Origin of the sequence: Microbacterium sp. PMB16, from assembly GCF_051294855.1 — a bacterium.
In the GTDB taxonomy this organism is placed as follows: domain Bacteria; phylum Actinomycetota; class Actinomycetes; order Actinomycetales; family Microbacteriaceae; genus Microbacterium.
The window spans coordinates 3,644,876-3,669,667 of record NZ_CP145908.1; the positions used below are offsets into that span (position 1 = coordinate 3,644,876).

20 protein-coding genes and 1 pseudogene are annotated in these 24,792 nt (G+C 68.3%); 5 read left to right on the forward strand and 16 right to left on the reverse strand.

Translation table 11 applies throughout. The features are described 5' to 3' along the window. Positions 1-28: 28 nt before the first annotated feature. From ndk to ileS, 4 genes are read right to left on the reverse strand one after another with little or no spacing between them, the layout of a single operon-like run. A complete protein-coding gene (gene ndk / locus V5D55_RS17565; RefSeq protein WP_102192635.1) occupies positions 29-445 on the reverse strand; it encodes a nucleoside-diphosphate kinase in 417 nt (138 codons plus the stop codon). A gap of 1 nt (position 446) precedes the next feature. Next, on the reverse strand, positions 447-860 hold the full coding sequence (locus tag V5D55_RS17570; RefSeq protein ID WP_435745502.1) for a DUF4233 domain-containing protein: 414 nt from the start codon (positions 858-860) through the stop codon (positions 447-449). Then, positions 857-2,209, reverse strand: coding sequence for a bifunctional folylpolyglutamate synthase/dihydrofolate synthase (locus V5D55_RS17575; protein WP_435745505.1), 1,353 nt, complete (start codon positions 2,207-2,209; stop codon positions 857-859). The genes V5D55_RS17570 and V5D55_RS17575 overlap by 4 nt, the downstream gene beginning before the upstream one ends. After that, the gene (gene ileS / locus V5D55_RS17580) at positions 2,206-5,586 is read right to left on the reverse strand and encodes an isoleucine--tRNA ligase (protein ID WP_435745508.1); all 3,381 of its coding nucleotides are present in this window, start codon (positions 5,584-5,586) and stop codon (positions 2,206-2,208) included. The genes V5D55_RS17575 and ileS overlap by 4 nt, the downstream gene beginning before the upstream one ends. Before the next feature lie 352 nt (positions 5,587-5,938). Here ileS and V5D55_RS17585 point away from each other — a divergent pair, with 352 nt between their 5' ends. Beyond that, the gene (locus V5D55_RS17585) at positions 5,939-6,589 is read left to right on the forward strand and encodes a pentapeptide repeat-containing protein (protein WP_435745511.1); all 651 of its coding nucleotides are present in this window, start codon (positions 5,939-5,941) and stop codon (positions 6,587-6,589) included. Here the strand turns inward: V5D55_RS17585 and V5D55_RS17590 are convergent. The 4 genes from V5D55_RS17590 to V5D55_RS17605 all read right to left on the reverse strand — a co-directional run bounded on the left by V5D55_RS17590 (position 6,579) and on the right by V5D55_RS17605 (position 11,519). Then, entirely contained in the window at positions 6,579-8,087 is a 1,509-nt protein-coding gene (locus V5D55_RS17590; protein ID WP_435745513.1) for an ATP-binding cassette domain-containing protein, read from the reverse strand. The two genes, V5D55_RS17585 and V5D55_RS17590, sit on opposite strands and share 11 nt — an antisense overlap. Continuing rightward, positions 8,084-8,887 carry an ABC transporter permease gene (locus tag V5D55_RS17595; protein ID WP_435745516.1) on the reverse strand — a complete coding sequence of 268 codons (804 nt, stop codon included), beginning with the start codon at positions 8,885-8,887 and terminating at the stop codon, positions 8,084-8,086. The genes V5D55_RS17590 and V5D55_RS17595 overlap by 4 nt, the downstream gene beginning before the upstream one ends. Next, positions 8,884-9,828 (reverse strand): ABC transporter permease, encoded by a 945-nt coding sequence (locus V5D55_RS17600; RefSeq protein WP_435745519.1) that lies wholly within the window; start codon positions 9,826-9,828, stop codon positions 8,884-8,886. The genes V5D55_RS17595 and V5D55_RS17600 overlap by 4 nt, the downstream gene beginning before the upstream one ends. Before the next feature lie 71 nt (positions 9,829-9,899). Beyond that, positions 9,900-11,519, reverse strand: a complete 1,620-nt coding sequence (locus V5D55_RS17605; RefSeq protein ID WP_435745521.1) for an ABC transporter substrate-binding protein — start codon at positions 11,517-11,519, stop codon at positions 9,900-9,902. A 202-nt stretch (positions 11,520-11,721) separates the two neighbouring features. Here V5D55_RS17605 and valS point away from each other — a divergent pair, with 202 nt between their 5' ends. Both valS and V5D55_RS17615 read left to right on the forward strand, forming a co-directional pair. Next, the gene (valS, locus tag V5D55_RS17610) at positions 11,722-14,352 is read left to right on the forward strand and encodes a valine--tRNA ligase (RefSeq protein ID WP_435745523.1); all 2,631 of its coding nucleotides are present in this window, start codon (positions 11,722-11,724) and stop codon (positions 14,350-14,352) included. Then, positions 14,352-14,567 (forward strand): hypothetical protein, encoded by a 216-nt coding sequence (locus tag V5D55_RS17615; RefSeq protein ID WP_435745525.1) that lies wholly within the window; start codon positions 14,352-14,354, stop codon positions 14,565-14,567. The genes valS and V5D55_RS17615 overlap by 1 nt, the downstream gene beginning before the upstream one ends. Before the next feature lie 11 nt (positions 14,568-14,578). Here V5D55_RS17615 and V5D55_RS17620 read toward each other — a convergent pair whose 3' ends face one another. From V5D55_RS17620 to tdh, 4 genes are all read right to left on the reverse strand, one after another. Then, positions 14,579-14,797, reverse strand: a complete 219-nt coding sequence (locus tag V5D55_RS17620) for a hypothetical protein (RefSeq protein WP_435745527.1) — start codon at positions 14,795-14,797, stop codon at positions 14,579-14,581. After that, the gene (locus V5D55_RS17625; RefSeq protein ID WP_435745529.1) at positions 14,794-15,405 is read right to left on the reverse strand and encodes an ArsR/SmtB family transcription factor; all 612 of its coding nucleotides are present in this window, start codon (positions 15,403-15,405) and stop codon (positions 14,794-14,796) included. Before V5D55_RS17625 ends, V5D55_RS17620 begins: the two co-directional genes overlap by 4 nt. 73 nt (positions 15,406-15,478) lie before the next feature. Then, entirely contained in the window at positions 15,479-16,657 is a 1,179-nt protein-coding gene (locus V5D55_RS17630) for a glycine C-acetyltransferase (protein WP_435745531.1), read from the reverse strand. After that, positions 16,657-17,700 (reverse strand): L-threonine 3-dehydrogenase, encoded by a 1,044-nt coding sequence (gene tdh, locus V5D55_RS17635; protein WP_435745533.1) that lies wholly within the window; start codon positions 17,698-17,700, stop codon positions 16,657-16,659. The genes V5D55_RS17630 and tdh overlap by 1 nt, the downstream gene beginning before the upstream one ends. Before the next feature lie 82 nt (positions 17,701-17,782). Between tdh and V5D55_RS17640 the strand changes: the two genes are divergently transcribed. After that, on the forward strand, positions 17,783-18,697 hold the full coding sequence (locus V5D55_RS17640; RefSeq protein ID WP_435745535.1) for a LysR family transcriptional regulator: 915 nt from the start codon (positions 17,783-17,785) through the stop codon (positions 18,695-18,697). Between the two features lie 31 nt (positions 18,698-18,728). Beyond that, entirely contained in the window at positions 18,729-20,780 is a 2,052-nt protein-coding gene (locus V5D55_RS17645) for a M3 family metallopeptidase (protein ID WP_435745537.1), read from the forward strand. A 7-nt stretch (positions 20,781-20,787) separates the two neighbouring features. On the opposite strand, the pseudogene V5D55_RS17650 reads toward V5D55_RS17645, so the two are convergent. The 4 genes and pseudogenes from V5D55_RS17650 to V5D55_RS17665 all read right to left on the reverse strand — a co-directional run. Next, positions 20,788-21,057 (reverse strand): annotated as a pseudogene (locus tag V5D55_RS17650) (NUDIX hydrolase); the annotation flags it as partial. Positions 21,058-21,067: 10 nt separating this feature from the next. Continuing rightward, positions 21,068-22,336 carry an ATP-dependent Clp protease ATP-binding subunit ClpX gene (gene clpX, locus V5D55_RS17655; RefSeq protein WP_435745539.1) on the reverse strand — a complete coding sequence of 423 codons (1,269 nt, stop codon included), beginning with the start codon at positions 22,334-22,336 and terminating at the stop codon, positions 21,068-21,070. 164 nt (positions 22,337-22,500) lie between these two features. Then, a complete protein-coding gene (locus V5D55_RS17660; protein WP_435745541.1) occupies positions 22,501-23,352 on the reverse strand; it encodes an aldehyde dehydrogenase family protein in 852 nt (283 codons plus the stop codon). After that, complete coding sequence (locus V5D55_RS17665; protein WP_435745543.1) at positions 23,349-24,791, reverse strand: aldehyde dehydrogenase family protein; 1,443 nt, start codon at positions 24,789-24,791, stop codon at positions 23,349-23,351. Before V5D55_RS17665 ends, V5D55_RS17660 begins: the two co-directional genes overlap by 4 nt. Between the last annotated feature and the right edge of the window lies 1 nt (position 24,792).

Below are 24,792 nucleotides of genomic sequence, written 5' to 3' on the forward strand. Positions count from 1 at the left end.
CGGGGGCGGGCTTTTCGCATGATCGATCTCAGTCGAACCAGATGCCGAGTTCACGGGCAGCCGACTCGGGGCTGTCCGAGCCGTGCACGAGGTTCTGCTGCACCTTCAGGCCCCAGTCGCGACCGAAGTCGCCGCGGATCGTGCCGGGTGCGGCCGTGGTCGGGTCGGTCGTGCCGGCGAGGGAACGGAAGCCCTCGATCACGCGGTTGCCGGCGAGACGGATCGCGACCGAAGGACCGGAGAGCATGAACTCGAGCAGCGGCTCGTAGAACGGCTTTCCCTCGTGCTCGGCGTAGTGGGCGGCGAGCAGGTCGCGGTCGGGGTCGACGAGGCGGATGTCGACGAGCGCGTAGCCCTTCGCTTCGATGCGGGCGAGGATCGCGCCGGTGAGTCCGCGGGCGACGCCGTCGGGCTTGACGAGGACGAGTGTCTCTTCGGTGGCCATGTCATTCACTCTCTGTCTGAGTCTCGGTCGAGGGCTCGGCGGGAAGTCGTGCATCCAGTCGGGCCCCCACGATCGTCGCATACGCCCACATGCCGCCGAAAATCAGGACGGCGAGCAGGATGGCGGGTACCAGGATGGCGGACAGGGCGATGAGGGCCTGGATCACCCATCCGGCGGTGATCGCCCAGGGCTTCGTGATCGATCCTGCGACGACGATGCAGGCGAGACCCACGACGCCACCGGCGACGATCGCCCACCACGGTTCGACACCGGCGGGCAGGGCCTTCAGGCCGAAGATCGTCAATCCGACGAGGAAGACGACGATCGCCTCGAACCCGAGCACGACCGGTGCGAGCTTCTGGACCAGGGTCCGCGGCGGGCGCGGAGCGCGAGCGGGACGAGCCCCCGTGCTCACGCGCGCCACCCCGACTTCCAGTCCTCTTCCTCGGCCAGGGCGATCGCCTCGCCCGCGAGCACCACGGACCCGGCGATCACGACCGCGCGACGATCGGACGATGCCGCCCATTCGCGCGCGGCGTCCGCGGCCTCAGCCAGCGTCGGGTGGACGGTGGCGCGCTTCCCGGTCTGCTCGACCAGGTCGGCGATCAGGTCGGCGTCGTTGGCCCGGTCCGAGTCAGGGGCGGTGGCGAACACGTGGGCGACCGCCGGTGCGAGCTGCTCGACGATGCCCGCGGCGTCCTTGTCGGACAGGACGCCGAGCACCAGACCCCACTCGTCGAAGTCGAAGCTGTCGTCCAGCGCCTGTACGAGCGCCTTCGCGCCATGCGGGTTGTGTGCCGCATCGACGACGACCGTCGGTGCGATGCCGAGCAGCTGCAGCCGGCCGGGAGACGTGGCACCCTGGAGGCCGTCGGAGATGATGTCGCCCGCGATGCGCTGCGACGCCCCTCCGATCAGCGACTCGACGGCCGCGACGGCGAGAGCGGCGTTGTGCCCCTGGTGCGCGCCGTACAGCGGCAGGTACTCCTCGACGTACTCCCCCGCGAGTCCGCGGATCGTGAGCAGCTGACCGCCCACGGCGAGCTTCTGCTCGGTGAGCCCGAACTCGTCACCCTCGAAGGCGATCGTCGCGTTCTTCTCCGCAGCAACGCGGCGCAGCACCTCGGCGGCCTCCGGCGGCTGCTGCGCCGAGACGACGGCAGCGCCCTCCTTGATGATGCCGGCCTTGACCTCGGCGATCTCGGCGATCGTGCTGCCGAGACGGTCCGCGTGATCGATGTCGATGGGCGCGAACACGGCGACGTCTCCGTCTGCGGTGTTCGTGGAGTCCCATTCACCGCCCATGCCGACTTCGAGCACGAGCACGTCGATCGGGGCATCGGATGCTGCGACGAAGGCGAGCACGGTGAGCAGCTCGAAGAAGGTCAACGGGGCATCGCCCGCCGCCTCCAGCTCGGCATCCACGATGTCGACGAACGGCTCGATCTCGTCCCAGGCATCGGCGACGGCAGCATCCGCGATCGGCTCACCGTCGATCATGATGCGCTCGGTGAAGCGCTCCAGGTGCGGACTCGTGAACAGCCCCGTGCGCAGGTCGTGCGCGCGGAGCAGACTCTCGATCATGCGGGCCGTCGAGGTCTTGCCGTTCGTGCCCGTGATGTGCACGACGCGGTAGGTGCGCTGCGGGTCGTCGAGGAACGCCAGGATGCGCGCGGTGCGCTCCTTGCGCGGCTGCACCCAGCGTTCCCCTGCCCGGCCGAGGAGCGTCTCGTAGACGGCATCCGCCCGTTCGCGATCACTCATGATGCTGCCCCCTCACGCACGACCGCGGTCGCATCGATCGTCACGATGATCGGCGCCTTGCCGGAGCCCAGTGCGCGAGCGCCGGAGCGGAAGACGCCGTCCCCGGGGCTCGTGACACCGTCGACCAGCGCGTCGATGTCGTCGGTCGCCTGCACGGCGAAGGCGACCGATAGTGTCTCGGACGCGATCAGGTCGGCGTGCACCTCGAGCGCCGCCGCATCCTCCGGAGCAGCGTTGAGGGCGAGCACGATGCGGTCGCTCACGTCGAGGCCTGCATTCTTCCGCGCCTCCTGGACGACGCGGATCGCGTCGCGGGCGAGTCCCTCGGCCTCGAGCTGCGGAGTGGTCTGCGTGTCGAGCAGCACGAATCCTCCCGAGGGGACGATGGCCAGCGCCTCACCCTCCGGCCGGCCCGTCGTCTCCAGCGCGAGGTCGTACTCGGCGGGCTCCAGCGCGAGGCCGCCGACCGTCACCACGCCGTCGACCTCAGCCCAGTCGCCGGCCTTCGCGGCCTTGATGACGGTCTGCACGTTCTTTCCCAGACGCGGACCGGCCGCGCGGGCGTTCACGCTGAGACGGTGGGTAATCCCGTACTCGGCGGCGGTCGCCGCCGTCTGTGGCACGAGCTCGACGGATTTCACGTTGAGCTCCTCCCGGAGGATCTCCTCGAACTGCGCGAGACCGCCCGCCAGCGGCGACACGACGGTGAGGCGCGCGAGCGGGAGTCGCACGCGCAGCTTCTCCTTCTTGCGAAGGGCGTTGCCGACGCTGGAGAGCTCGCGGACGGCATCCATCGCATCGCGGATGTCATCCGCGGCCGGGAAGGCGGCGGCATCCGGCCAGTCCTGCAGGTGCACGCTGCGCCCGCCGGTGAGACCCTGCCAGACGCGCTCGCTGACCAGGGGAACCAGCGGAGCGGCGACGCGGGTGAGCGTCTCGAGAACCGTGTAGAGCGTGTCGAAGGCCTCCGTGCTCTTCGGATCGGTTGTCACGCCGACCCAGAAGCGGTCGCGGGAGCGGCGGATGTACCAGTTCGTCAGCGTCTCGGCGAAGTCCCGCAGCCGCGCGGATGCCGTCGTCGAATCGAGTCCTTCGAGGTCGGCCCGCACCTCGCGGACGAGATCGCCGAGCCGCGCCAGGATGTAGCGGTCGAGCACGTCGGTCGAATCCGTGCGCCACGACGCCTCGTAGCCGTCGGGGCCCGACGCATTCGCGTAGGTGGCGAAGAAGTACCACGAGCTCCACAACGGCAAGAGGAACTCGCGCACGCCGGCCCGGATGCCCTCCTCGGTCACGGCGAGGTTTCCGCCGCGCAGCACCGAGCTCGACATCAGGAACCAGCGCATCGCGTCGGAACCGTCGCGGTCGAGCACCTCGCTGACATCCGGGTAGTTGCGCAGCGACTTCGACATCTTGTAGCCGTCGCTCCCGAGCACGATGCCGTGGCAGCTCACTCCGGTGAACGCCGGACGGTCGAACAGGGCGGTCGACAGCACGTGCATCACGTAGAACCAGCCGCGGGTCTGCCCGATGTACTCGACGATGAAGTCGGCCGGCGAGTGCGAGTCGAACCACTCCTGGTTCTCGAACGGGTAGTGCACCTGCGCGTACGGCATCGATCCGGAATCGAACCACACGTCGAAGACATCCTCGATGCGGCGCATCGTCGATCTCCCGGTGGGGTCGTCGGGGTTGGGCCGCGTGAGGTCGTCGATGTAGGGCCGGTGCAGGTCGACCTCGCCCTCGGGATTGCGCGGCAGCGTGCCGAAGTCGCGCTCCATCTCCTCGAGCGATCCGTATGCATCGACGCGCGGATACTCCGGGTCGTCGCTCTTCCAGATCGGGATCGGCGAACCCCAGTAGCGGTTGCGGCTGATCGACCAGTCGCGCGCGCCTTCGAGCCACTTGCCGAACTGTCCGTGCTTGACGTTCTCAGGCACCCAGGTGATCTGCTCGTTGTTCGCGAGCATGTCGTCCTTGATGTCCGTCACGCGGATGAACCAGCTCGACACCGCCTTGTAGATCAGGGGGTTCCGGCAGCGCCAGCAGTGCGGGTAGGAGTGCTCGTAGCTCTGCAGACGCACGAGGCGCCCGTTGTCGCGGATGATCCGCACGAGCGGGGTGTTCGCCTCCATCCACAGCTCGCCTGCGACATCGGTCACGTTCGGGAGGAAGCGTCCGCCATCGTCGAGCGAGAGGATCGTGGGGATGCCGGCGGCACCGGCGACGCGCAGGTCGTCCTCACCGAAGGCCGGGGCCTGGTGGACGATGCCGGTGCCATCGCTGACCGTGACGTAGTCGTCGACCAGGATGCGCCAGGCGTTCTCGGTGCCGTAGGTCTCCGCGTCGGCGTAGTAGTCGAAGAGGCGGTCGTAGGTGACGTCCTGCAGCTCGGCGCCGCGGATCGTCGCGTCGACCGCGGCGAGCGCTTCTTCGACACTCTCGTAGCCGAGATCCTTCGCGTAGCCGCCGAGAAGTTCGCGGGCGAGGAGGTAACGGTGCGCGGATGCCTCGACAGCGGCATCCGTCGTTCCCGGCGTCTGGTGCACGTCGGCAGCGCCGTGGGGACCGGCGGGGAGCACGACGTACTCGATGTCGGGTCCCACGGCGAGCGCGAGGTTCGTCGGGAGGGTCCAGGGCGTGGTCGTCCAGGCGAGGGCACGCACACCGGTGAGTCCGAGCGACTCCGCCTTGGCGCCGGTCAGCGGGAAGGTGACGGTCACCGAGGGGTCCTGACGCATCTGGTAGACGTCGTCGTCCATGCGCAGCTCGTGCGCGCTCAGCGGCGTCTCGTCGCGCCAGCAGTACGGCAGCACGCGGTAGCCCTCATAGGCGAGGTTCTTGTCGTACAGGGTCTTGAACGCCCAGAGCACGCTCTCCATGTACCCGAGGTCGAGGGTCTTGTACCCGCGGTCGAAATCGACCCAGCGGGCCTGACGCGTGACGTAGTCCTGCCATTCGTCGGTGTACGCGAGCACGGAGCTCTTCGCCTTCGCGTTGAAGACGTCGATGCCCATGGCCTCGATCTCGCTCTTCTCGGTGATGCCGAGCTGCTTCATCGCCTCGAGCTCGGCGGGGAGTCCGTGGGTGTCCCAGCCGAAGACGCGATCGACCTTCTTGCCGAGCATGGTCTGGAACCGGGGGAACACGTCCTTCGCGTACCCGGTGAGCAGGTGACCGTAGTGCGGCAGACCATTGGCGAACGGCGGACCGTCATAGAAGACCCACTCGGGAGAGCCGTCGCGCTGATCGATCGAGGCTCGGAAGGTCTCGTCGCCCTTCCAGAACTCGAGCACCTCCTCCTCGATCTGCGGGAAGCGGGGGCTGGGCGCGACGGAGTCGGCGGCCGGGCCGAAGGAGGAACGGGGGTAGGTCATCGTGTCTCGCAGTGATCGTCGTGGCGGATGCTCCTGCGAGGACGACCCTCACGGACCGCGGTACCACCTCGCGTGCGCGCCTCTCGGCGGGCCACTCTCACTGCGGCTGTGACGGGCCTGCCCCGCTCGGTTCTACTGGGTCCGCTCTCTCGCGAGGGAGGACTGTTCTTCCGAGAGCTCCCCGGTGATGCCGGATCGATGCTCGTGCCTCCATTGTACGCGTGTCCTCGGCGCCCGCGTCCCTGCCCCTGCGGGATCTCGCAGAACGACACGAACTTCGCAGGAGACCTGCTCGATCCCTGCGAAGTTCGTGTCGTTCTGCGACGTCCGTGCCTCCGCCTACCCTCGAACCATGGCCCGCACCACCGAATCCCCCGCCGCACCCCGCGTCTCACCGCCCGATCTTCCCGACGAGTTCGCAGCAGCGTCTCCACGGCGCAACGCCGACCTCATCGCCGCCGCCCTCGACCTCGGCGGCGACACCGACCTCGCCTACGCCTCCCTCGAGCAGTGCACCCTGCGGGCCGATGCGGATGCTGTGGATCTCACCGGCGCGACGGTGCTCGACGTCGCGATGACCGGCGTGCGCATCGCGTCGCTGAAGATGCGCGATGCGGGAATCCGGCGACTGCGGATCAGCGACGGCCGGATCGGCACACTCGATCTCAGCGGGGCGCGCATCGACGAGCTCGAGCTGCGCGACCTGAGGATCGACTACCTGAACCTCGGCGCCGCACGCGCCACCGATGTCGAGATCTCCGGCTGCAGCATCCGCACCATCGACATGCCGCAGTCCGAACTCACCCGCGTGCGTTTCGCCGACACCACCAGCGACGAGGTCGACCCGCGGGGCATGCGTGCGACCGATGTCGACCTGCGCGGGCTCGACGCCCTGTCGTACCTCGACGCCAACAGCCTTCGCGGCACGACTCTCACGGGCTTCCAGGTTCAGCAGCTCGCCCCGGTGATCGCGGCGGGCCTGGGGATTCAGATCAAGGGCTGACGGGCCCGTTCGCCGCGAGCAGCTCCTGCGTGAACGGATGCTGCGGCGCCGCGAACACGTCGCCGGTCCTCCCCTGCTCCACGATGTGCCCGTCCTGCATCACCAGGATCTCGTCGGAGACCGCGCCGACCACATCGAGGTCGTGCGACACCAGGATCATGGTGAGCCCGCGCTCGTGCTGCACGCGCGCCAGGAGACTCAGGATCCGCTCCCGCACCGATGGGTCGAGCGCCGACACCGGCTCGTCCAGGACCAGCACCTCCGGATCGGCGGCCAGCGCTCGAGCGATGGCTGCCCGCTGACGCTGCCCGCCGGAGAGCGCGATCGGCCGACGGTCGGCGAGGACCGGATCGAGGTCGACCTCCGCGAGAAGCGCGGTCACCCGCGCCGCGCGCTGCGAACGCGGCACCCCGCCGGCCTCGAGCGCCTCGCGCAGCGAGCGCCCGACCGTCCAGCGCGGATCGAACGCCCCGAGCGGATTCTGGTGCACCAGCTGCACCCGGCGCTCGCCGATCCAGCGCAGCGCCCCGGAGTCCGGCCGTTCCACCCCGACGATCATTCGCGCCAGCGTGGTCTTCCCCGAACCCGACTCTCCGACGATGCCGAGTGTGCGACCCTCGGGCACCGAGAACGACGCGGCGACGACCGCCGGAAGGTCGCCGAAGCTCCTCGACGCATCGGCGACGACCAGCACCGGATCGGCGGCGACGACATCCGCGATCCGCGGCTCATGGATGGTCGCTGCGATGAGCTGACGGGTGTATTCGTGCTGCGGCCGCTCGAGCACCTCTGCCACGGGTCCGCTCTCGAGCACCTCACCGCCGCGCATCACCAGCACCCGGTCTGCGAGCCGGCGCACGGCGGCGAAGTCATGGCTGATGAAGACGACCGCCGTTCCGGCGTCGGCGATCTCGCGGAGCAGCCCGAGGATCCGCGCCTGCACCGTCGCGTCGAGCGCCGTCGTCGGCTCGTCGGCCACCAGCACCGCGGGTTCGGCTGCGAGCGCCGATGCGATCAGGGCACGCTGCCGCAGTCCACCCGAGAGCTCGTGCGGACGCTGACGCGCGCGACGGTCGGCATCCGGCATCCACACCCGCCCCAGCAGCTCGCGGACCCGGCCGACGAGGGCCGCGCGCCCGCGGACGATCCTGTGCAGCTGCAGCGGCTCGGCGATCTCGTCACCGATGCGCCGCAGCGGATCGAGGGAGACCAGGGCATCCTGCGAGACGAGGGCGATGCGCGAGCCCCGCAGCACGCGCCAGCCGCGTTCACCGAGAGAGCCGGCATCGACTCCGTCGACCATGAGCCGATCGACGCGGACCGCCGCGTCCGCGGGAGTGAGCCCGAGCAGCGCGCGGGCGGTGAGCGACTTGCCCGCCCCCGACTCTCCGACGATCGCGACGCACTCCCCCGGCGCCACCGTGAACGAGACATCGTCGACGACAGGCGTGCCGTCGAAAGAGATCCGCAGACCGTGCACCTCGAGTGCCGCGTTCATGAGCGCCGACCTTCCGTCCTCGCCCGGAGGATGCGCCCCACGACCGTCGCCGCGACCACGGTGAGCGTGATCGCGATGCCGGGGAAGACCGAGATCCACCAGGCCTGCCCCAGCACGTTGCGTCCGCCGGCGAGCATGAGCCCCCACTCGGGGGTGGGTTCGGACGGTCCCAGACCGAGGAAGCTCAGTCCCGCCGCTGCGAGGATGCTCGAGCCGATGCCGATCGTCGCGAGCACGCTGAGCGAGCCGAGCACCCCGGGCACGACGTGACGCACGAACGCGCGCACCGGCGGCACCCCGAGGATGCGCGCCGCCTCGACGTGTTCGGCACCGCGCAGCGTTCGTGTCTGCACGCGGGCCAGACGGATGTACACCGGCCCTGCCGCCAGGGTCACCGCGATCGCGATGTTCACCGGACCCGGCCCGAGGACGGCGACGACGACGAGTGCCACCAGGAACTCGGGGAACGCCATCAGGATGTCGTTGATCCGCATCATCACCGCCTCGACCGGCCGCGGAGCGACACCGGCGAGAGCACCGACGATGAGCCCGCCGACCAGGGCGATCGCGGTGGCGAGCAGTCCGATGCCGAGCGAGCGTCCCGCGCCGAAGATGACGCGGGAGTACACGTCGCGTCCGCTCTGGTCGGTGCCGAAGATGTGCTCCGCACTCGGGGGCACGAGCGCCGACCGCACGTCGGTCTGCAGCGGGTCGTGCGTGGCCAGGACGCCAGGCCAGAGTGCGGCGAAGGCGATCACGATGAGCACCCCGACCGCCGCGCACAGCAGCGCGCGCCTCATCGCACGCCACCCGGGCGGGAGGCGGTCACCCGAGGATCGATCAGCGGATGCAGCAGCTCGACGACGAGATTCACTGCGACGAAGACCACGGCGCTCAGCAGGATGATCCCGGTGATGACGGGAAGATCGCGGTCGCTGATCGCGGCGAGTGTGACACGGCCGAGCCCCGGACGCGCGAACACGGTCTCCACGAGCACGGCTCCCCCCACGACCGACCCGGTGAGATAGGCGGCGAGCGTCACCGCATTCGCGGCACCGTGGCGCAGACCGTGTCGGAGCGTGAACCAGGTGGGTCCGGCGCCGCGCGCGCGGACAGTCTCGGCGAACGGCATCCGCTCCGCCTGCGCGAGCCCGTCGCGGAGCACCTGGCTCAGCAACGCGGCGACCGGAAGCGCGAGCGTGATCGCGGGCAGCACGATCGTCAGAGGATTCCTGGTGCCTGACACCGGGAACCAGCCCAGGCCGAAGGCGAAGACGCTGAGCAGGATGAGACCGATCCAGAACACCGGCGACGACAGCACGACGAGCTCGATTCCGGCCGCGACCGCACGACCGGCCTGTCCGCGCACGAGCAGCGCCACAGCGAGCGCGAGCACGACCGCGATGATGAGTGCCAGCGCCGACAGCTGGAGCGTCGCACCGAGCTGCCTGCCGATCACCTCTGTGACCGGCATCCGCAGCTGATACGACTCACCGAGGTCGCCTCGCGCGAGTTGCGCGATGAAGGTCAGATACTGCTCGAACGGCGGGCGGTCGAGTCCGAGATCGGCCCGGATGCCGTCCTTGATCGCTTCGCTCACCTGGGCCTGCGGTCCGAGCATCACGGACACCGGGTCGCCGGGGATCACCCGGAACGCCAGGAAGGCGACGGTCGCCGCACCCCACAGGACGATGACGACGGATGCGGCCAGGCCCGCGATGCGGAGGAGCGCAGCCTTCACCGTTCTCCCTTCCGGTTCAGCCGACCGATGTCCGGCTCCCCGAGCGACGAGGTCGAGACGCGGGGCTCCGGTCAGCCGACCGTCACATCGTAGAACAGCGGCCGTCCGTACAGGTCGTAGTCGAGTCCTTCGACCCGCTCGCCCACCGCGGTGATCGCGGAGGGGCTGTAGAGCGGCACGATCGCCGTGTACTCGGCGTTCCATTCCTGCAGCTGCGTGTAGAGCTCGTCGCGCTCGCTCTGATCGCTGGTCGCGACGGCCTGCTCGAGGAGTTCGTCGATCTCGGGATCGTTCACCTGGGACGCGTTCTGGAAGCCGTCCGTGTGCAGGTGATTGCGCAGGAGGTCGGGATCGACGCCGGAGAAGCCCCAGTCGGTGAGGTCGAAGGTCTTCGGACCGTACTGCTCGTTGTACGCGCCCGGCTCCAGCACCTCGCGCGCCACGTCGAACCCGATCTCCTTGAGGTCCGACTGGATCGCGTTCGCGAGCGCGGCACGGTCGTCCGGAACGGGTGTGTAGGCGATCCATCGGACCGAGAGCGGCTTGCCGTCCTTCGTGCGGATGCCGTCGGCGTTCCGCTCCGTCCACCCGGCCTCGTCGAGCAGACGATTCGCCTCGTCCTGGTCGAAGGGCCAGCTGTCCTCGAGAGACGCGTCGTAGCCGGGTGTCGTCGATCCGAGGATGCTCCACGCACGCGGGAACTGGTCGAAGAAGATCTCGTCCACCGCCGCGTCGATGTCGATGCCGCGCGCGAACGCCTGCCGCACCTTCTCATCGGCGAAGACGCCGTACTTCTCGTTGAGGTACAGCGAGTAGGGCAGGCCGGGGTACTCGACCGAGTCGACGGTGATGCCGTCGCCCAGATCCTTCGCGAGGTTCGGCGGGATGTTGCTGGCGAGATCGCTCTCACCGCTCTCCACGACACCGGTGCGCACGGAAGCCTCGGGCTGGATCTCCACCCGCAGGGTCTCGAACTTCGGTGCCTTCTCGCCGTGCGGGCCCCAGGCGTAGTCATCGTTGCGCGTGTAGACGATCTCCTGGTCGGGCGTGTATTCGGTCAGCTCGAACGGACCGGTGCCGACGGTGATGTCTGGTCCGCCGGCCTTGAGCTGATCGGCGGACTCGGCGAGCACCGCCGGAGAGTAGAACCCGAGCTGCGGTGTGCTCGCCGCCTGCAGGAACGGAGCGTAGGGCTGCGTGAAGCTCACCTTCACCGTGTCGTCGTCGACGACTTCCGTGCCCTTGTAGAAAGCGGCACCGAGCATGCTGGCGGCCTGCGCCGACGCGGTCTCCGGGTCGACGATGCGGTCGAAGTTCGCCTTGACGGCGGCGGCGTCGAAGGGCTCACCATCGTGGAAGGTGACGTCGTCTCGCAGCGTGAAGGTGTACTCGGTGCTGTCGGGCGAGACTTCCCACTTCGTCGCGAGCCACGGCGAGAACGAGCCGTCGTCCTCCTGGAACACCAGCGAGTCGAGGACCGCCCGCTGCACCATGCCCGAGACGTCGAGCTGGCTGATCTGAGGGTCCATGTGTCCGGCCGACAGGTTCGCACCCTCGATCGACCACACGAGCTCGGCATCGGCGTCACCGCCGCTCTGCGATGCCGGCGTCGCGCAGGCGCTGAGCACGAGTCCGGTGGCGGCGACGAGGGCGGCGAGCGGCAGAAGGCGGCGCGCGGAACGTGCGGGCATGACGATTCCTCTGAACAGACGGGTCGGGATGCCACAAGTCTAGGGCCGATTGTTGGACCCGGTCCCACAAGTTGCCCGGAACGACGGCGAAGCGGGGCCGGTGGCGGCATCCGCCCCCGAGTGGCGCTCGCTAGAATGGAGTCCACAATCCACACTCAGGCACGCTCACACAGTGCCGCATACATCGCTCGAGGAGACCTCCATGCCTGCTTCTGATTCGGCCCTGAACCAGATTCCCGACAAGCCCGCACTCGAAGGTCTCGAAGCGAAGTGGGACGCCGCCTGGGCGGAACAGGGCACCTACCTGTTCGACCGTCTGCGGGCGGCGGAGGCGGGCCGCGAGGGCGTGTACTCGATCGACACCCCTCCGCCGACGGCATCCGGCAGCCTGCACATCGGGCACGTGTTCTCCTACACCCACACCGACGTCAAGGCGCGATTCGAGCGCATGCGCGGCAAGACCGTGTTCTATCCGATGGGCTGGGACGACAACGGCCTCCCCACCGAGCGACGCGTGCAGAACTACTACGGCGTGCGCTGCGACCCGTCGCTCCCCTACGACAGCGACTTCACTCCGCCGTTCGAGGGTGGCGACAACAAGTCGAGTCGCGCTGCCGACCAGCAGCCCATCAGCCGCCGCAACTTCATCGAGCTCTGCGAGCGCCTCACCATCGAGGATGAGAAGCAGTTCGAGTCACTGTTCCGTCAGCTCGGCCTGAGCGTCGACTGGACGCAGACGTACCGGACGATCTCGGACGACACCATCCGGCAGAGCCAGCTCGCCTTCCTGCGCAACATCGAGCGGGGCGAGGCCTACCAGGCGATGGCGCCGACGCTGTGGGATGTCGACTTCCGCTCGGCGATCGCGCAGGCCGAACTCGAGGACCGCGACCAGCAGGCGGCCTATCACACCATCGAGTTCCCCTTCTCGGACGGCCCGCTCGCCGACGGCAGGACCTCGATCGCGATCGACACGACGCGCCCCGAGCTCCTCCCCGCGTGCGTCGCGATCGTGACGCACCCTGAAGGACCGCACAAGGACCTCATCGGCACGAAGGTGCGCACGCCCTTCTTCGGTGCGGAGATCGAGATCCTCCCCCATCACCTCGCGCAGCCCGACAAGGGCACCGGTGCGGCGATGGTCTGCACCTTCGGCGACGTGACCGACATCATCTGGTGGCGCGAGCTGCGCCCCTCGGCGACGCCCACCCTGCCGAACCTGACCACGATCGGTCTCGACGGACGTTTCTTGCCCGAGGCGCCGGCATCCGTGCCGGATGCGGGAGCACGCCGGTGGTACGCCGAGAACCTCGGCGGCAAGACCGTCTTCAGCGCGCGCAAGGCGATCGTGGAGAAGCTGCAGGAGACCGGTGAAATGACGGCCGTCGGCAAGCCGTTCAACCACGCCGTGAAGTTCTTCGAGAAGGGCGACCGTCCGCTCGAGATCGTCTCCACGCGTCAGTGGTACATCCGCAACGGCGCCCGCGACGGCGAACTGCGCGACAAGCTGATCGCGCACGGGCAGGAGCTCGCCTGGCACCCGGAGTTCATGCGCGTGCGTTACGAGAACTGGGTGGGTGGCCTGACCGGCGACTGGCTGGTCTCGCGCCAGCGGTTCTTCGGCGTGCCGATCCCGCTCTGGTATGGCCTCGACGAGAACGGCCGGCGTGACTACGACCGCGTGCTGACGCCGGATGCCGCATCGCTCCCGATCGACCCCACCACCGACGTCCCGGCCGGATACAGCGAGGATCAGCGTGGCGTTCCGGGCGGGTTCGATGCCGAGGCCGACATTCTCGACACCTGGGCGACGTCGTCGCTCACCCCGCAGCTCGCCGGTGGCTGGCAGCGCGACGAGGAGCTGTGGCAGCTCACCGCGCCGTTCGACCTCCGCCCGCAGGGGCAGGACATCATCCGCACCTGGCTCTTCTCGACCATGCTGCGCTCCACACTCGAGGACAGCAGGACGCCGTGGCGCAATGCCGCGATCTCCGGCTTCATCGTCGACCCCGACCGCAAGAAGATGTCGAAGTCGAAGGGCAACGTCGTCACCCCCGCCGACGTTCTCGAGAACCACGGATCGGATGCCGTGCGCTACTGGGCCGCGTCGAGCCGTCTCGGCATGGACGCCGCGTTCGACCCGCAGAACCCGACGCAGGTGAAGATCGGCCGCCGCCTGGCGATCAAGGTGCTCAACGCCGCGAAGTTCGTGCTGTCCTTCCCCGTGCCGGAGGGCGCACAGGTGACGCACGCACTGGACGCGTCGATGCTCGCCGCCCTCGACGGTGTGGTCGTCGAGGCGACCAAGGCCTTCGAGCGGTACGACGCCGCTCGCGCGCTCGAACTCACCGAGGCGTTCTTCTGGACGTTCTGCGACGACTATCTGGAGCTCGTCAAGGAGCGCGCCTACGACCAGACCGACGTCGGTCAGGCATCCGCTGCCCTGTCGCTGCGCCTGGCGCTGTCCACGCTCCTGCGGCTGCTCGCCCCAGTGCTCTCCTTCGCCACGGCCGAGGTCTGGTCCTGGTTCGAAGAGGGATCGGTGCACACCGCCGCGTGGCCGGAGCCTCTGGGCTTCGAGGGCGACCCGGCCGTGCTCTCCGTCGCGAGCGAGGCCCTGATCGGCATCCGCCGTGCGAAGACGGAGGCGAAGGCGTCGCAGAAGACTCCGGTCGCGCGAGCCGTGATCGCCGCTCCGCCCGCGAAGCTCGATGCTCTGCGCGCGGCCGCCGACGACCTTCGCGCCGTCGGACGCATCGCCGCACTCGAGTTCACCGAGGCCGAGGAGTTCGCCGTCACCGCGATCGAACTCGCCCCGGTCGAGGGCGCCTGATGCAGCTCGGCACGCGCTGGGCGACGGGAGTCGAGCCGCCGGCTTCGGTTCCCGCCGCGCTGCGGCCCGCGATCGCCGACGTGGAGTCGCGCGGCCTCACGGGCCATTGGACTCTCACCTGGCTCGAGGGCCGCGCGATCGCCGAGCTCGACGCGGGCTGGGAAGTGCTCCAGACGGCATCCGGCGACGTCGTCGCGCGCCCCTTCGAGGACTGAGGTCCTCGATCTCAGCGGCGCGGGAGCCCCATCTGCGCGAGGGCGTGCTCGAGCACCTGCGGGTCCTGCTTGCGTGACTGCTGCTCGCGCAGCATGTCGAGGGAGATCTCTCGGCGCGCGGCGCGCGTGGCGATGCGGTGTTCGACGTGTCTGGCGAGCCCGAGCGCGACGCGCTGGAGAAGACGCTCGAAGGGCGTGGGAGCGGCGAGTCGGAGCGTTGCGGTGGTCATGATCCCTCCTCAGGGCTGGTCGTGCGGCTGTTCGCCGTCGGTAGATCGAAGATCTCTGCCCGAAGCGACACGCGTCGCACGTCGGGGCCGGTCTGGCCGCGGAAGCGCTTGATGGCGCTCTCGACGAGGGCTTCGAGTTCTTCTCGGAGCGCCATCGTCTGCGCGGCTGTCATGTCGAGGTGCGTCGTCATGGTGAGACCGACCTCGCGCCAATCCTCGGGAATCTCGGACTCCGGGCGGTTGAGGTACGACATCAGCGTCTCGTGCCGCAGCCGGAAGAACTCCGACGTCACGATCTGCGCGGCCGCACGGTTGGAGGGCGACATGGATTCGTCCGGACCCGGCATGTCGATGCGCCCCTTGGGGCGCTCCCACCAGCGCTCTCGCGCCGTTCCCCGCCCTTCGACCTCACGGATCAGATCGTGGGCCGCGAGGGCGCGGAGGTGGTAGCTGGTCGATCCTGACGTCTCTCCGACGAGGGCAGCCAGCGAACTCGCGGTCTGGGGGCCTCGGGAGGCGAGGATGTCGAAGATGCGCACTCGCAGCGGATGCGCGAGGGCCTTCAGCGCCCTCGAGTCGAGGGTTCGGATCTGCGTGTCTTCGGTCATGAGTGCAAAGATACTCTTGCAAAGATATCTTTGCAAGCTTTTCTTTGCACTCCTCGTTCGCCCTCCCTGAGGCTCAGCCGACGGCGGCCCGCGCGGCGACGAAGGCGCGCACGCAGCGATCGACCTGCTCGGCGGTGTGAGCCGCCGACAGCTGCACGCGGATGCGCGCGAGACCACGCGGCACGACGGGGAAGCTGAACGCGGTGACGAAGATCCCCCGCCTCTGCATCTCCGCAGCGATGCGAGCGGTCTTCGCCGCGTCTCCGAACATCACCGGCACGATCGGATGCTCCCCCGGCAGAAGCTCGAACCCCTCGGCAGTCATCCGTTCGCGGAAGAGCGCCGCGTTCTCCCGCAGCCGCGCGCGTAGGTCGGCAGAGCCTTCGACGAGGTCGAGTGCCGTCAGGGTGCCGGCGACGATGGCCGGCGCGAGGGTGTTGGAGAAGAGGTACGGCCGCGAACGCTGGCGCAGGAGTGCGACGATGTCCGCATGCGAGGCGACGTACCCGCCTGACGCTCCTCCGAGAGCCTTCCCGAAGGTGCCGGTGTAGATGTCGACTCGGTCGGCGACGCCGCAGAACTCCGGAGTGCCACGTCCGTCGTCGCCGACGAACCCGACGGCGTGCGAGTCGTCGACGAAGACGAGTGCGTCGTACCGCTCTGCGAGGTCGCAGATCTCCGCGAGCGGCGCGATGTAGCCGTCCATCGAGAACACGCCGTCGGTCACGATCACCCGGAACCGGGCGTCGGATGCCGAGCGCAGTTGCTCCTCGAGGTCGGCCATGTCGCGGTTGCGGTAGCGGAGACGCCGGGCCTTCGAAAGTCGGATGCCGTCGATGATCGAAGCGTGGTTCAGCTCGTCGGAGATGATGGCGTCTTCTGCGCTGAACAGCGTCTCGAACACTCCGCCGTTGGCGTCGAAGCACGACGAGTAGAGGATCGCGTCATCGGTGCCGAGGAAGCCCGCCAGACGCCGCTCGAGCTCGAGATGCTGTTCCTGGGTGCCGCAGATGAAGCGCACGCTGGCGAGGCCGTACCCCCACTCCTGCAGGGCATTCGTGGCGGCTTCGAGGATGCGCGGATCGTCGGCGAGGCCGAGGTAGTTGTTCGCGCAGAAGTTCAGTACCTCCGCGCCGTCGGCCACGATCTCGGCACTCTGGGGGCCCCGGATGCCGCGCTCGTGCTTCGTGAGCCCGGCTTCCTCGATGCCGGCGAGTTCTGCCGTCAGGTGCTTCTGGAATGTCCCGTACATCACAGCTCCGTCCAATCGAGGATGATCTTGCCCGTGCCGGCGGACTCCGCCGCCGCGAATCCGCGTTCCCAGTCACGTGCCGGGATGACATCGGCGACGACGCGAGCGATCGCGTCCCGCAGAGTCGCGCTCGTCTGCAGCATCGCGCCCATCGCATTCCAGGTCTCGAACATCTCGCGTCCGTAGATGCCCTTGATCGTGAGCATGTGCGTGACCAGCTTGCCCCAGTCGATCTCGAAACCGGCGCTCGGCAGTCCCAGCATGGCGATGCGACCGCCGTGGTTCATGTTGTCGATCATGGCGGGAAGAGCGGATGCGGCCCCGCTCATCTCGAATCCGATGTCGAAGCCCTCGCGGAGCCCCAGCACCTGCTGCGCATCGCGGATGTCGCGCACGGAGACGTCGACGACCTCGTCGGCGCCCATCTGGCGCGCCATCTTCAGACGAGGAGCACTCACATCGGTCGCGGTGATGAATCGGGCACCGGCGTGCCGGGCGACGGCGATCGCCATCAGGCCGATCGGGCCGCACCCGGTCACGAGCACGTCCTCTCCGACGACGGGGTAGGTCAGGGCGGTGTGGACCGCGTTGCCGAGAGGGTCGAAGATCGCACCGAGCTCGGGGCTGACCTCCGCGTGATGAACCCAGACGTTCGTCGCCGGCAGCGAGAGGTACTCCGCGAAGGCGCCGTCGCGCTGGAGTCCGAGGCCGATGGTGCGGATGCACATCTGCCGCCGTCCGGCACGGCAGTTGCGACATGTGCCGCAGACGATGTGTCCTTCGCCGGAGACACGATCGCCGACCGCGATGTCGTGCACCCGCGGACCGACCTCCACAACCTCGCCGTAGAACTCGTGGCCGGGGATGAGCGGAGCCTCGATGGCGGACGCCGCCCAGTCGTCCCAGCGCCGGATGTGCAGATCGGTGCCGCAGATCCCGGTGCGCAGCACGCGGATGACCACTTCGTCCGCGCCCGCGACGGGATCGGGGCGCTCGACCAGCTCGAGTCCTGGACCGCGCTCGCCTTTGAACAGTGCCTTCATGGTTCCGATCCCATCGCATCGCACAATGTAGAGCAATGCGCATTCTCTGTACCATCCCTGTAGTTGCACCTAAACTGTTCGGATGGAACTCCATCAGCTGCAGATCCTGCGCGAGCTGCACGCCCTGGGAAGTGTCACCGCCGTCGCCGAGGCCCTCCGGGTGACTCCGTCCGCCGTGTCCCAACAGCTCGCCGCCCTGCAACGAAACTTCCGTACCCCGCTGACCCGGAAGGAGGGGCGCACGCTCGCTCTCACTCCGGCCGGAGAAGTCCTCGCGGCGGCAGGCGCCGACGCGATCGACGCCATGGCAGCTGCGCGCAATGCGCTGGACGACTTCGAGGGCGCGGACGCGGGGACCGTGAGCATCAGCGGATTCCACAGCGTGGGGCAGGCGCTTTTCGGGCCTTTGCTGCGCGAGCTGTCGTCGTCCGACGCCCCGACGGTGCAGCTCACCGATGAAGATGTGGCGCAGAGCGAGTTCCCCGGGCTCACCGCCCGCTACGACCTGGTGCTCGCCCATCGCATGGAGCATTCCGAGCCGTGGCCGACGCAGGGGGTGCGCAGTCTGACCCTGGTCCGAGAGCCGCTCGATGTCGCTGTGGCGACGACCCACGTCCTCGCCGACCGCGCGAGCCTGTCGCCGGAGGATGTCGCTGAGGAGCGGTGGGTCACGAGTCGCGTCGGCTACTCCCCCGACGACGTTCTGCGCGCGGTGTCGGCCGTCGCGAATCGGCCCATCCGGATCCAGCACCGCATCAACGACTACGGCGCAGTGTCGGCGGTCGTCGCGGCCGGCGGTGTGTTGGGGATGCTGCCGCGGTTCACCTCGCGCAGTGTCGACGACCGCGACATCGTGCGCATCCCTTTGCAGGGAGTGAGCACGCACCGCATGATCGATCTGCTCGCGCGACCCGAGAACCTGCGACGCAGATCCGTGCGTCTGGTCGTCGAAGCGCTCGAGCGCGTGATGGTCCGGTTGCGGGACGCGGCGTCCTGACCGTGTCTGCGTCGGTGGCTAGGCTCTGAGGATGACCGACGCCTCGAATCCGCTGCTCCAGCCGTCTTCTCTCGCATACGGGCTGCCCGACTACCGGACGATTCGCCCCGAGCACTACCTTCCGGCCTTCCGTGCAGCGTTCGAAGAGCACCTCCGCGAGATCTCTCGCATCACGATGGTGCGGTCGATGCCGACGTTCGAGAACACCATCGAGGCCCTGGAGCGCTCCGGAGAACTGCTCGACCGGGTCGCCCACGCCTTCTACACCGTGAGTTCGGCCGATGCGACGCCCGAGATCCAGGCGGTCGACGAGCAGCTGGCGCCCCTCATGGCGGCGCATCAGGACGCGGTCACTCTCGACAGCGCCCTGTACTGGCGGGTGGAGCAGGTGCACGCGCAGCTCGATCACCTCGAACTCGACCCCGAACAGCGGTATCTCGTCGAGCGTCACCATCGGGAGATGTCGCACGCCGGCGCCGCACTCGACGACGAGGCCAAGGCGCATCTGACCATGCTCAACCAGCAGCTCTCGACGCTCAGCAACACCTTCGAGCGCAACCTGCTCAACGACACGAACGACCTCGCGGTCGTGTTCGACACCGCCGAGGAGCTCGATGGTCTGAGCGCGGGCGAGCTGTCCGCAGCGGCGCGCGCCGCGCAGGAACGCGGGTTGGACGGCAAGCTGCTGATCGCACTGCCGCTCTTCACCGGGCATCCTTCCCTCGCGCAGTTGCGCGACCGTGAATCACGACGGCGCATCATGGCGGCGTCCCGCCAGCGCGGATCACGAGACAACACCGACGACAACCGCCCGGTGCTGGTCGAGATCGTGCGTCTGCGGGCGGAGCGCGCGAAGCTGCTGGGATACGCCTCCCACGCCGCCTATGTCACGGCCGATGAGACCGCCGGCAGTCCCGAAGCAGTGGAGCGGATGCTGCGTCAGCTCGCGGGCCCCTCGGCGCGCAACGCCAAGGCGGAACGCGAAGCCCTGCAGGCGATCGTGGACGAGACGGAGAGCACCCCCTTCCCGATCGAGGCGCACGATTGGGCGTTCTACACCGAGAAGGTGCGCAGCGCCCGCTATGACATCGACTCGAGCGCGCTGCGCCCGTGGTTCGAGGCCGAGCGCGTCCTGCAAGATGGAGTCTTCTTCGCGGCCACGCGCCTCTACGGCGTGACGTTCACCGAGCGCACCGACCTTCCGGCCTACCACCCCGGTGCTCGCGTGTTCGAGGTGCACAACGCCGACGGCAGCCCGTTCGGCCTATACATCCTCGACCTCTACACCCGCGATTCCAAGCGCGGCGGAGCGTGGATGAATCCGATCGTCAGTCAGTCGCAGCTGCGCGGCACGGCACCCGTCGTCGTCAACAATCTGAACGTGCCGCTCCCCGGCGACGGCGAGCCCACGCTGTTGACCCTCGACGAGGTCACGACCCTGTTCCACGAGTTCGGACACGCCCTCCACGGACTGTTCGCGACGGTGACCTACCCGCACTTCGCCGGAACGAATGTGTTCCGCGACTTCGTCGAGTTCCCGAGCCAGGTGAACGAGATGTGGATCCTGTGGCCGGAGGTGCTCGACAACTACGCGCGGCACTACGAGACGGACGAGCCGCTCGACCCCGCGATCGTTGAGCGACTCCGTGCGACGGAGACCTTCGACCAGGGCCATGCGACGAGCGAGTACCTGGCCGCGGCGTGGCTGGATCAGGCGTGGCACCTCGTCGGCACGTCGGCAGCGATCGACGACGTCGCGGCGTTCGAGGCGGCAGCGCTCGAGGACATCGGCCTGAACGACCCGGTCGTCCCGACCCGCTACTCGTCGACGTACTTCGCCCACGTCTTCTCCGGCGGCTACAGCGCCGGCTACTACTCGTACATCTGGAGCGAGGTGCTCGACGCAGACACGGTCGACTGGTTCCGGGAGAACGGGGGCCTCACCCGCGAGAACGGCGACCGTTTCCGGCAGCGTCTCCTCGGTGTCGGTGGGTCGAAGGACCCGCTCGAGGCCTACCGCGACTTCCGCGGCCGCGACGCCGAGATCGCGCCGCTGCTCAAGCGTCGAGGCCTCGAGGCCTGACGCTGCCTCACTGACCGAGCCATTCCTGGGCCTTGTACCAGGTGAGCAGGTGGTAGCTCTGCTCCAACCGCGCCCTCGCGTCGGCCATCGGCAGCGTCCGGACGGTGATCGACTCGTTCACGTCGAGCGCTTGCTCGGACACCTTCACGCAGCCGCGTGCCAGGAAGTGGTGCACCCGATTGCTGTGATTGCCGAAGTTCGCCCAGGTCGCGCCCAGATCGATGAGTTCTCGGGCTTCATAGCCGGTCTCTTCGCGCAGCTCACGCTCTGCCGCTCGCCCGCCCGACTCACGCGCTCTTGCGCTTGCGCTCCATCACGATGGTGGGCGGTGCGCCTTCGTCGACGGCGGCACGGGTCACGATGACCTTGGCGACGTCTTCGGCGGACGGGATCTCGAACATGATCGGCCCGAGCACGTCTTCGAGGATCGCGCGCAGGCCTCGGGCACCGGTCTTGCGGTCGACGGCCAGATCGGCGATCGAGCGCAGGGCCTCCTCGTCGAATTCCAGCTGGACGCCGTCGAGCTCGAACATGCGCTGGTACTGCTTGACGAGCGCGTTGCGGGGACCGGTGAGGATCTCCATCAGCGCGTCCTGGTCGAGCGGCGACACATTCGTGACGACGGGCAGGCGGCCGATGAACTCCGGGATCAGTCCGAACTTGTGGAGGTCTTCCGGAAGCACCTCGCTGAACAGATCGAGGTCCTTGGTCTTGTCGTGCAGCGGGGCGCCGAAGCCGATGCCGTGCTTGCCGACGCGCGCGGACACGATGTCTTCGAGCCCGGCGAACGCACCGGCGACGATGAAGAGCACGTTGGTCGTGTCGATCTGCAGGAACTCCTGGTGCGGGTGCTTGCGGCCACCCTGCGGCGGCACCGAGGCGACCGTGCCCTCGATGATCTTCAGGAGGGCCTGCTGCACGCCCTCACCCGACACGTCGCGCGTGATCGAGGGGTTCTCGGCCTTGCGGGCGATCTTGTCGACCTCGTCGATGTAGATGATGCCCTGCTCGGCGCGCTTCACGTCGTAGTCTGCGGCCTGGATCAGCTTGAGCAGGATGTTCTCGACGTCTTCACCGACGTAGCCCGCCTCGGTGAGTGCGGTGGCGTCGGCCACGGCGAACGGCACGTTGAGACGCTTGGCGAGAGTCTGTGCGAGGTAGGTCTTGCCGCAGCCGGTCGGTCCGATGAGCAGGATGTTGCTCTTCGCGATCTCGACCTCTTCGGCCTTCTGCTCGGCGGTCTGCAGGGTGCCGTGTGCCCGGACGCGCTTGTAGTGGTTGTAGACGGCGACGGCGAGAGCGCGCTTCGCGGGCTCCTGTCCGACGACGTACTCCTCGAGAAAGGAGAAGATCTCGCGCGGCTTCGGCAGTTCGAACTCCGCGACGCCCTCGGCGGAGGACTCCGCCATGCGCTCCTCGATGATCTCGTTGCACAGCTCGACGCACTCGTCGCAGATGTACACACCGGGGCCAGCGATGAGCTGCTGCACCTGCTTCTGACTCTTTCCGCAGAATGAGCACTTGAACAGGTCAGCGCTTTCACCGATACGGGCCATGCGCGTCCTCCTATGGGGGATCCAGAGATCGTCCTTCGAGCCTAACCTCTGCATCCGACACAGGGCCGCATTGGCGCGTACCGGTTCCGACACGTCCGAGGGCGAAGAAAGGCCGGGCCCGCAGTCGCCTGCGAGCCCGGCCTCCGTCAGATCCGACGGATGTGTCAGACCATGCTCTTCGTGTGCCAGACGGTCTTCACCTCGGTGAAGGCGCCGATCCGCTCGGGCGAGGCGACGACCTCTCCGGGGGTGAGGACGCGCTTCAGCGTGTCTGCCGCGGCGATCTGCATGTCGACCCAGTCCAGCGCGCCTGCTCCGGCGAGGTCGAGCGCGTTGACGTCCTGATGCGAAGCGAGCCACGGCGCGATCTCGGCGGGTGAGCCGGTGAGCACGTTGACGACTCCCCCGGGCACATCACTTGTCGCCAGCACCTCGGCGAGGCTGATCGCAGAGAGCGGATGCTGCTCGCTGGCGAGCACGACGACCGTGTTCCCCGCGACCAGGGCCGGCGCGACGACCGAGACCAGCCCCAGCAGCGCCGAGTCCTGCGGCGCGACGATGGCGACCACACCGGTCGGCTCGGGCACCGAGATGTTGAAGTAGGGGCCAGAGACAGGGTTGGCGTTGCCCGCCACCTGCGCGTACTTGTCGCACCAGCCGGCGTACCAGACCCAGAGGTCGATCGCCGCGTCGACCTGCGACTCGGCGGCCGATGTGGAGCCGCCTTCCTGCGCGACGATCTCCTCGACGAACTGCGCACGGCGCCCTTCGAGCACTTCGGCCACGCGATAGAGCACTTGACCGCGGTTGTAGGCGGTCGCTCCCGACCAGCCCTTCACCGCCGCGCGAGCGGCGACCACGGCATCACGGGCATCCTTGCGGGAGCCCTTCGCAGCGTTGGCGAGGAACGCACCCTTGGGCGAGAACACCTCGTACGTGCGGCCGGACTCGCTCCGCGGGAACGCCCCGCCGATCGCCAGCTTGTAGGTCTTCGGCACGGTCAATCGCTTGCTCATGCTGCGGCTCCCTTGAGGTAGGCGGTGAGGCCCTGTCGACCGCCCTCGCGGCCGTATCCGGACTCCTTGTACCCGCCGAACGGGCTGGACGGGTCGAAACGGTTGAACGTGTTCGCCCAGATGACGCCGGCGCGCAGGCGGTCGGCGACGGCGAGGATGCGAGATCCCTTGTCGGACCAGATTCCCGCAGACAGGCCGTAGGGGGTGTTGTTGGCCTTCGCGATGGCCTCAGCCGGCGTGCGGAACGTCAGCACCGAGAGCACCGGTCCGAAGACCTCGTCGCGGGCGATGCGGTGCGATGCCTCGACGCCGGTGAAGATCGTCGGCGCGAACCAGAATCCCTTCTCCGGGATCGCGCAGTCGGCGGTCCACCGTTCGGCGCCCTCGGCCTCGCCGATGTCGCTGAGCTCGCGGATGCGGGCCAGCTGCGCGGCGGAGTTGATGGCGCCGATGTCGGTGTTCTTGTCGAGCGGGTCGCCGAGGCGCAGGGTCGACAGCCGGTTCTTCAGCCGATCGATGACCTCGTCGTGGATCGACTCCTGCACGAGCAGCCTGCTGCCAGCGCAGCACACGTGACCCTGGTTGAAGAAAATGCCGTTGACGATGCCCTCGATCGCCTGGTCGATGGGGGCGTCGTCGAACACGATGTTCGCTGCCTTGCCACCGAGCTCGAGCGTGACCTTCTTGTGGGTCCCCGCAACCGCCTTGGCGATGTCGCGGCCGACGCCGGTCGACCCGGTGAATGCGACCTTGTCCACATCGGGGTGACGCACCAGCGAGGCGCCGGATGCCCCGGCACCCGTGACGATGTTCACGACGCCGGCAGGAAGGTCTGCCTGCTGAAGGATCTCCGCGAAGATCAGCGCGGTCAGCGGGGTGGTCTCGGCGGGCTTCAGCACGACGGTGTTACCCGCGGCCAGTGCCGGCGCGAGCTTCCACGCGAGCATCAGCAGGGGGAAGTTCCAGGGGATGATCTGCCCCGCGACGCCGAGCGCGCGAGGATTCGCGCCGAGTCCGGCGTAGTCGAGCTTGTCGGCCCAGCCGGCGTAGTAGAAGAACCAGGAGGCGACCAGCGGCACGTCGACGTCGCGGCTCTCCTTGATCGGTTTGCCGTTGTCGAGGCTCTCGGCGACGGCGAGCTCACGGGCGCGCTCCTGCACGAGACGCGCGATGCGGAAGAGGTACTTGCCGCGGTCACGGCCCGACATCTTCGACCAGGTCTTCTCGTAGGCGCGACGCGCGGCAGCGACGGCACGGTCGATGTCCTCGTCGTTCGCAGACGCGATCTCGGCGATGTGCGACTCGTCAGACGGTGAGATGGTGGTGAAGCTCTCCCCCGAACCGTCGACGAACTCGCCGTTGATGAACAGTCCGTAGCTGTCCTTGAGGTTCAGGATCGCCTTCGACTCCGGGGCCGGAGCGTATTCCAGAAATGACATG

Bases quoted from the DNA above. Each gene is read 5' to 3' on its own strand.
- V5D55_RS17665 (WP_435745543.1), bottom strand. From the start codon at position 24,791: ATGTCATTTCTGGAATACGCTCCGGCCCCGGAGTCGAAGGCGATCCTG.
- ileS (WP_435745508.1), bottom strand. From the start codon at position 5,586: ATGACCTACCCCCGTTCCTCCTTCGGCCCGGCCGCCGACTCCGTCGCG.
- V5D55_RS17660 (WP_435745541.1), bottom strand. From the start codon at position 23,352: ATGAGCAAGCGATTGACCGTGCCGAAGACCTACAAGCTGGCGATCGGC.
- V5D55_RS17645 (WP_435745537.1), top strand. From the start codon at position 18,729: ATGACCGACGCCTCGAATCCGCTGCTCCAGCCGTCTTCTCTCGCATAC.
- V5D55_RS17595 (WP_435745516.1), bottom strand. From the start codon at position 8,887: ATGAGGCGCGCGCTGCTGTGCGCGGCGGTCGGGGTGCTCATCGTGATC.
- V5D55_RS17615 (WP_435745525.1), top strand. From the start codon at position 14,352: ATGCAGCTCGGCACGCGCTGGGCGACGGGAGTCGAGCCGCCGGCTTCG.
- V5D55_RS17620 (WP_435745527.1), bottom strand. From the start codon at position 14,797: ATGACCACCGCAACGCTCCGACTCGCCGCTCCCACGCCCTTCGAGCGT.
- V5D55_RS17585 (WP_435745511.1), top strand. From the start codon at position 5,939: ATGGCCCGCACCACCGAATCCCCCGCCGCACCCCGCGTCTCACCGCCC.
- V5D55_RS17630 (WP_435745531.1), bottom strand. From the start codon at position 16,657: ATGTACGGGACATTCCAGAAGCACCTGACGGCAGAACTCGCCGGCATC.
- valS (WP_435745523.1), top strand. From the start codon at position 11,722: ATGCCTGCTTCTGATTCGGCCCTGAACCAGATTCCCGACAAGCCCGCA.
- V5D55_RS17625 (WP_435745529.1), bottom strand. From the start codon at position 15,405: ATGACCGAAGACACGCAGATCCGAACCCTCGACTCGAGGGCGCTGAAG.
- V5D55_RS17605 (WP_435745521.1), bottom strand. From the start codon at position 11,519: ATGCCCGCACGTTCCGCGCGCCGCCTTCTGCCGCTCGCCGCCCTCGTC.
- ndk (WP_102192635.1), bottom strand. From the start codon at position 445: ATGGCCACCGAAGAGACACTCGTCCTCGTCAAGCCCGACGGCGTCGCC.
- V5D55_RS17575 (WP_435745505.1), bottom strand. From the start codon at position 2,209: ATGAGTGATCGCGAACGGGCGGATGCCGTCTACGAGACGCTCCTCGGC.
- V5D55_RS17590 (WP_435745513.1), bottom strand. From the start codon at position 8,087: ATGAACGCGGCACTCGAGGTGCACGGTCTGCGGATCTCTTTCGACGGC.
- tdh (WP_435745533.1), bottom strand. From the start codon at position 17,700: ATGAAGGCACTGTTCAAAGGCGAGCGCGGTCCAGGACTCGAGCTGGTC.
- V5D55_RS17640 (WP_435745535.1), top strand. From the start codon at position 17,783: ATGGAACTCCATCAGCTGCAGATCCTGCGCGAGCTGCACGCCCTGGGA.
- clpX (WP_435745539.1), bottom strand. From the start codon at position 22,336: ATGGCCCGTATCGGTGAAAGCGCTGACCTGTTCAAGTGCTCATTCTGC.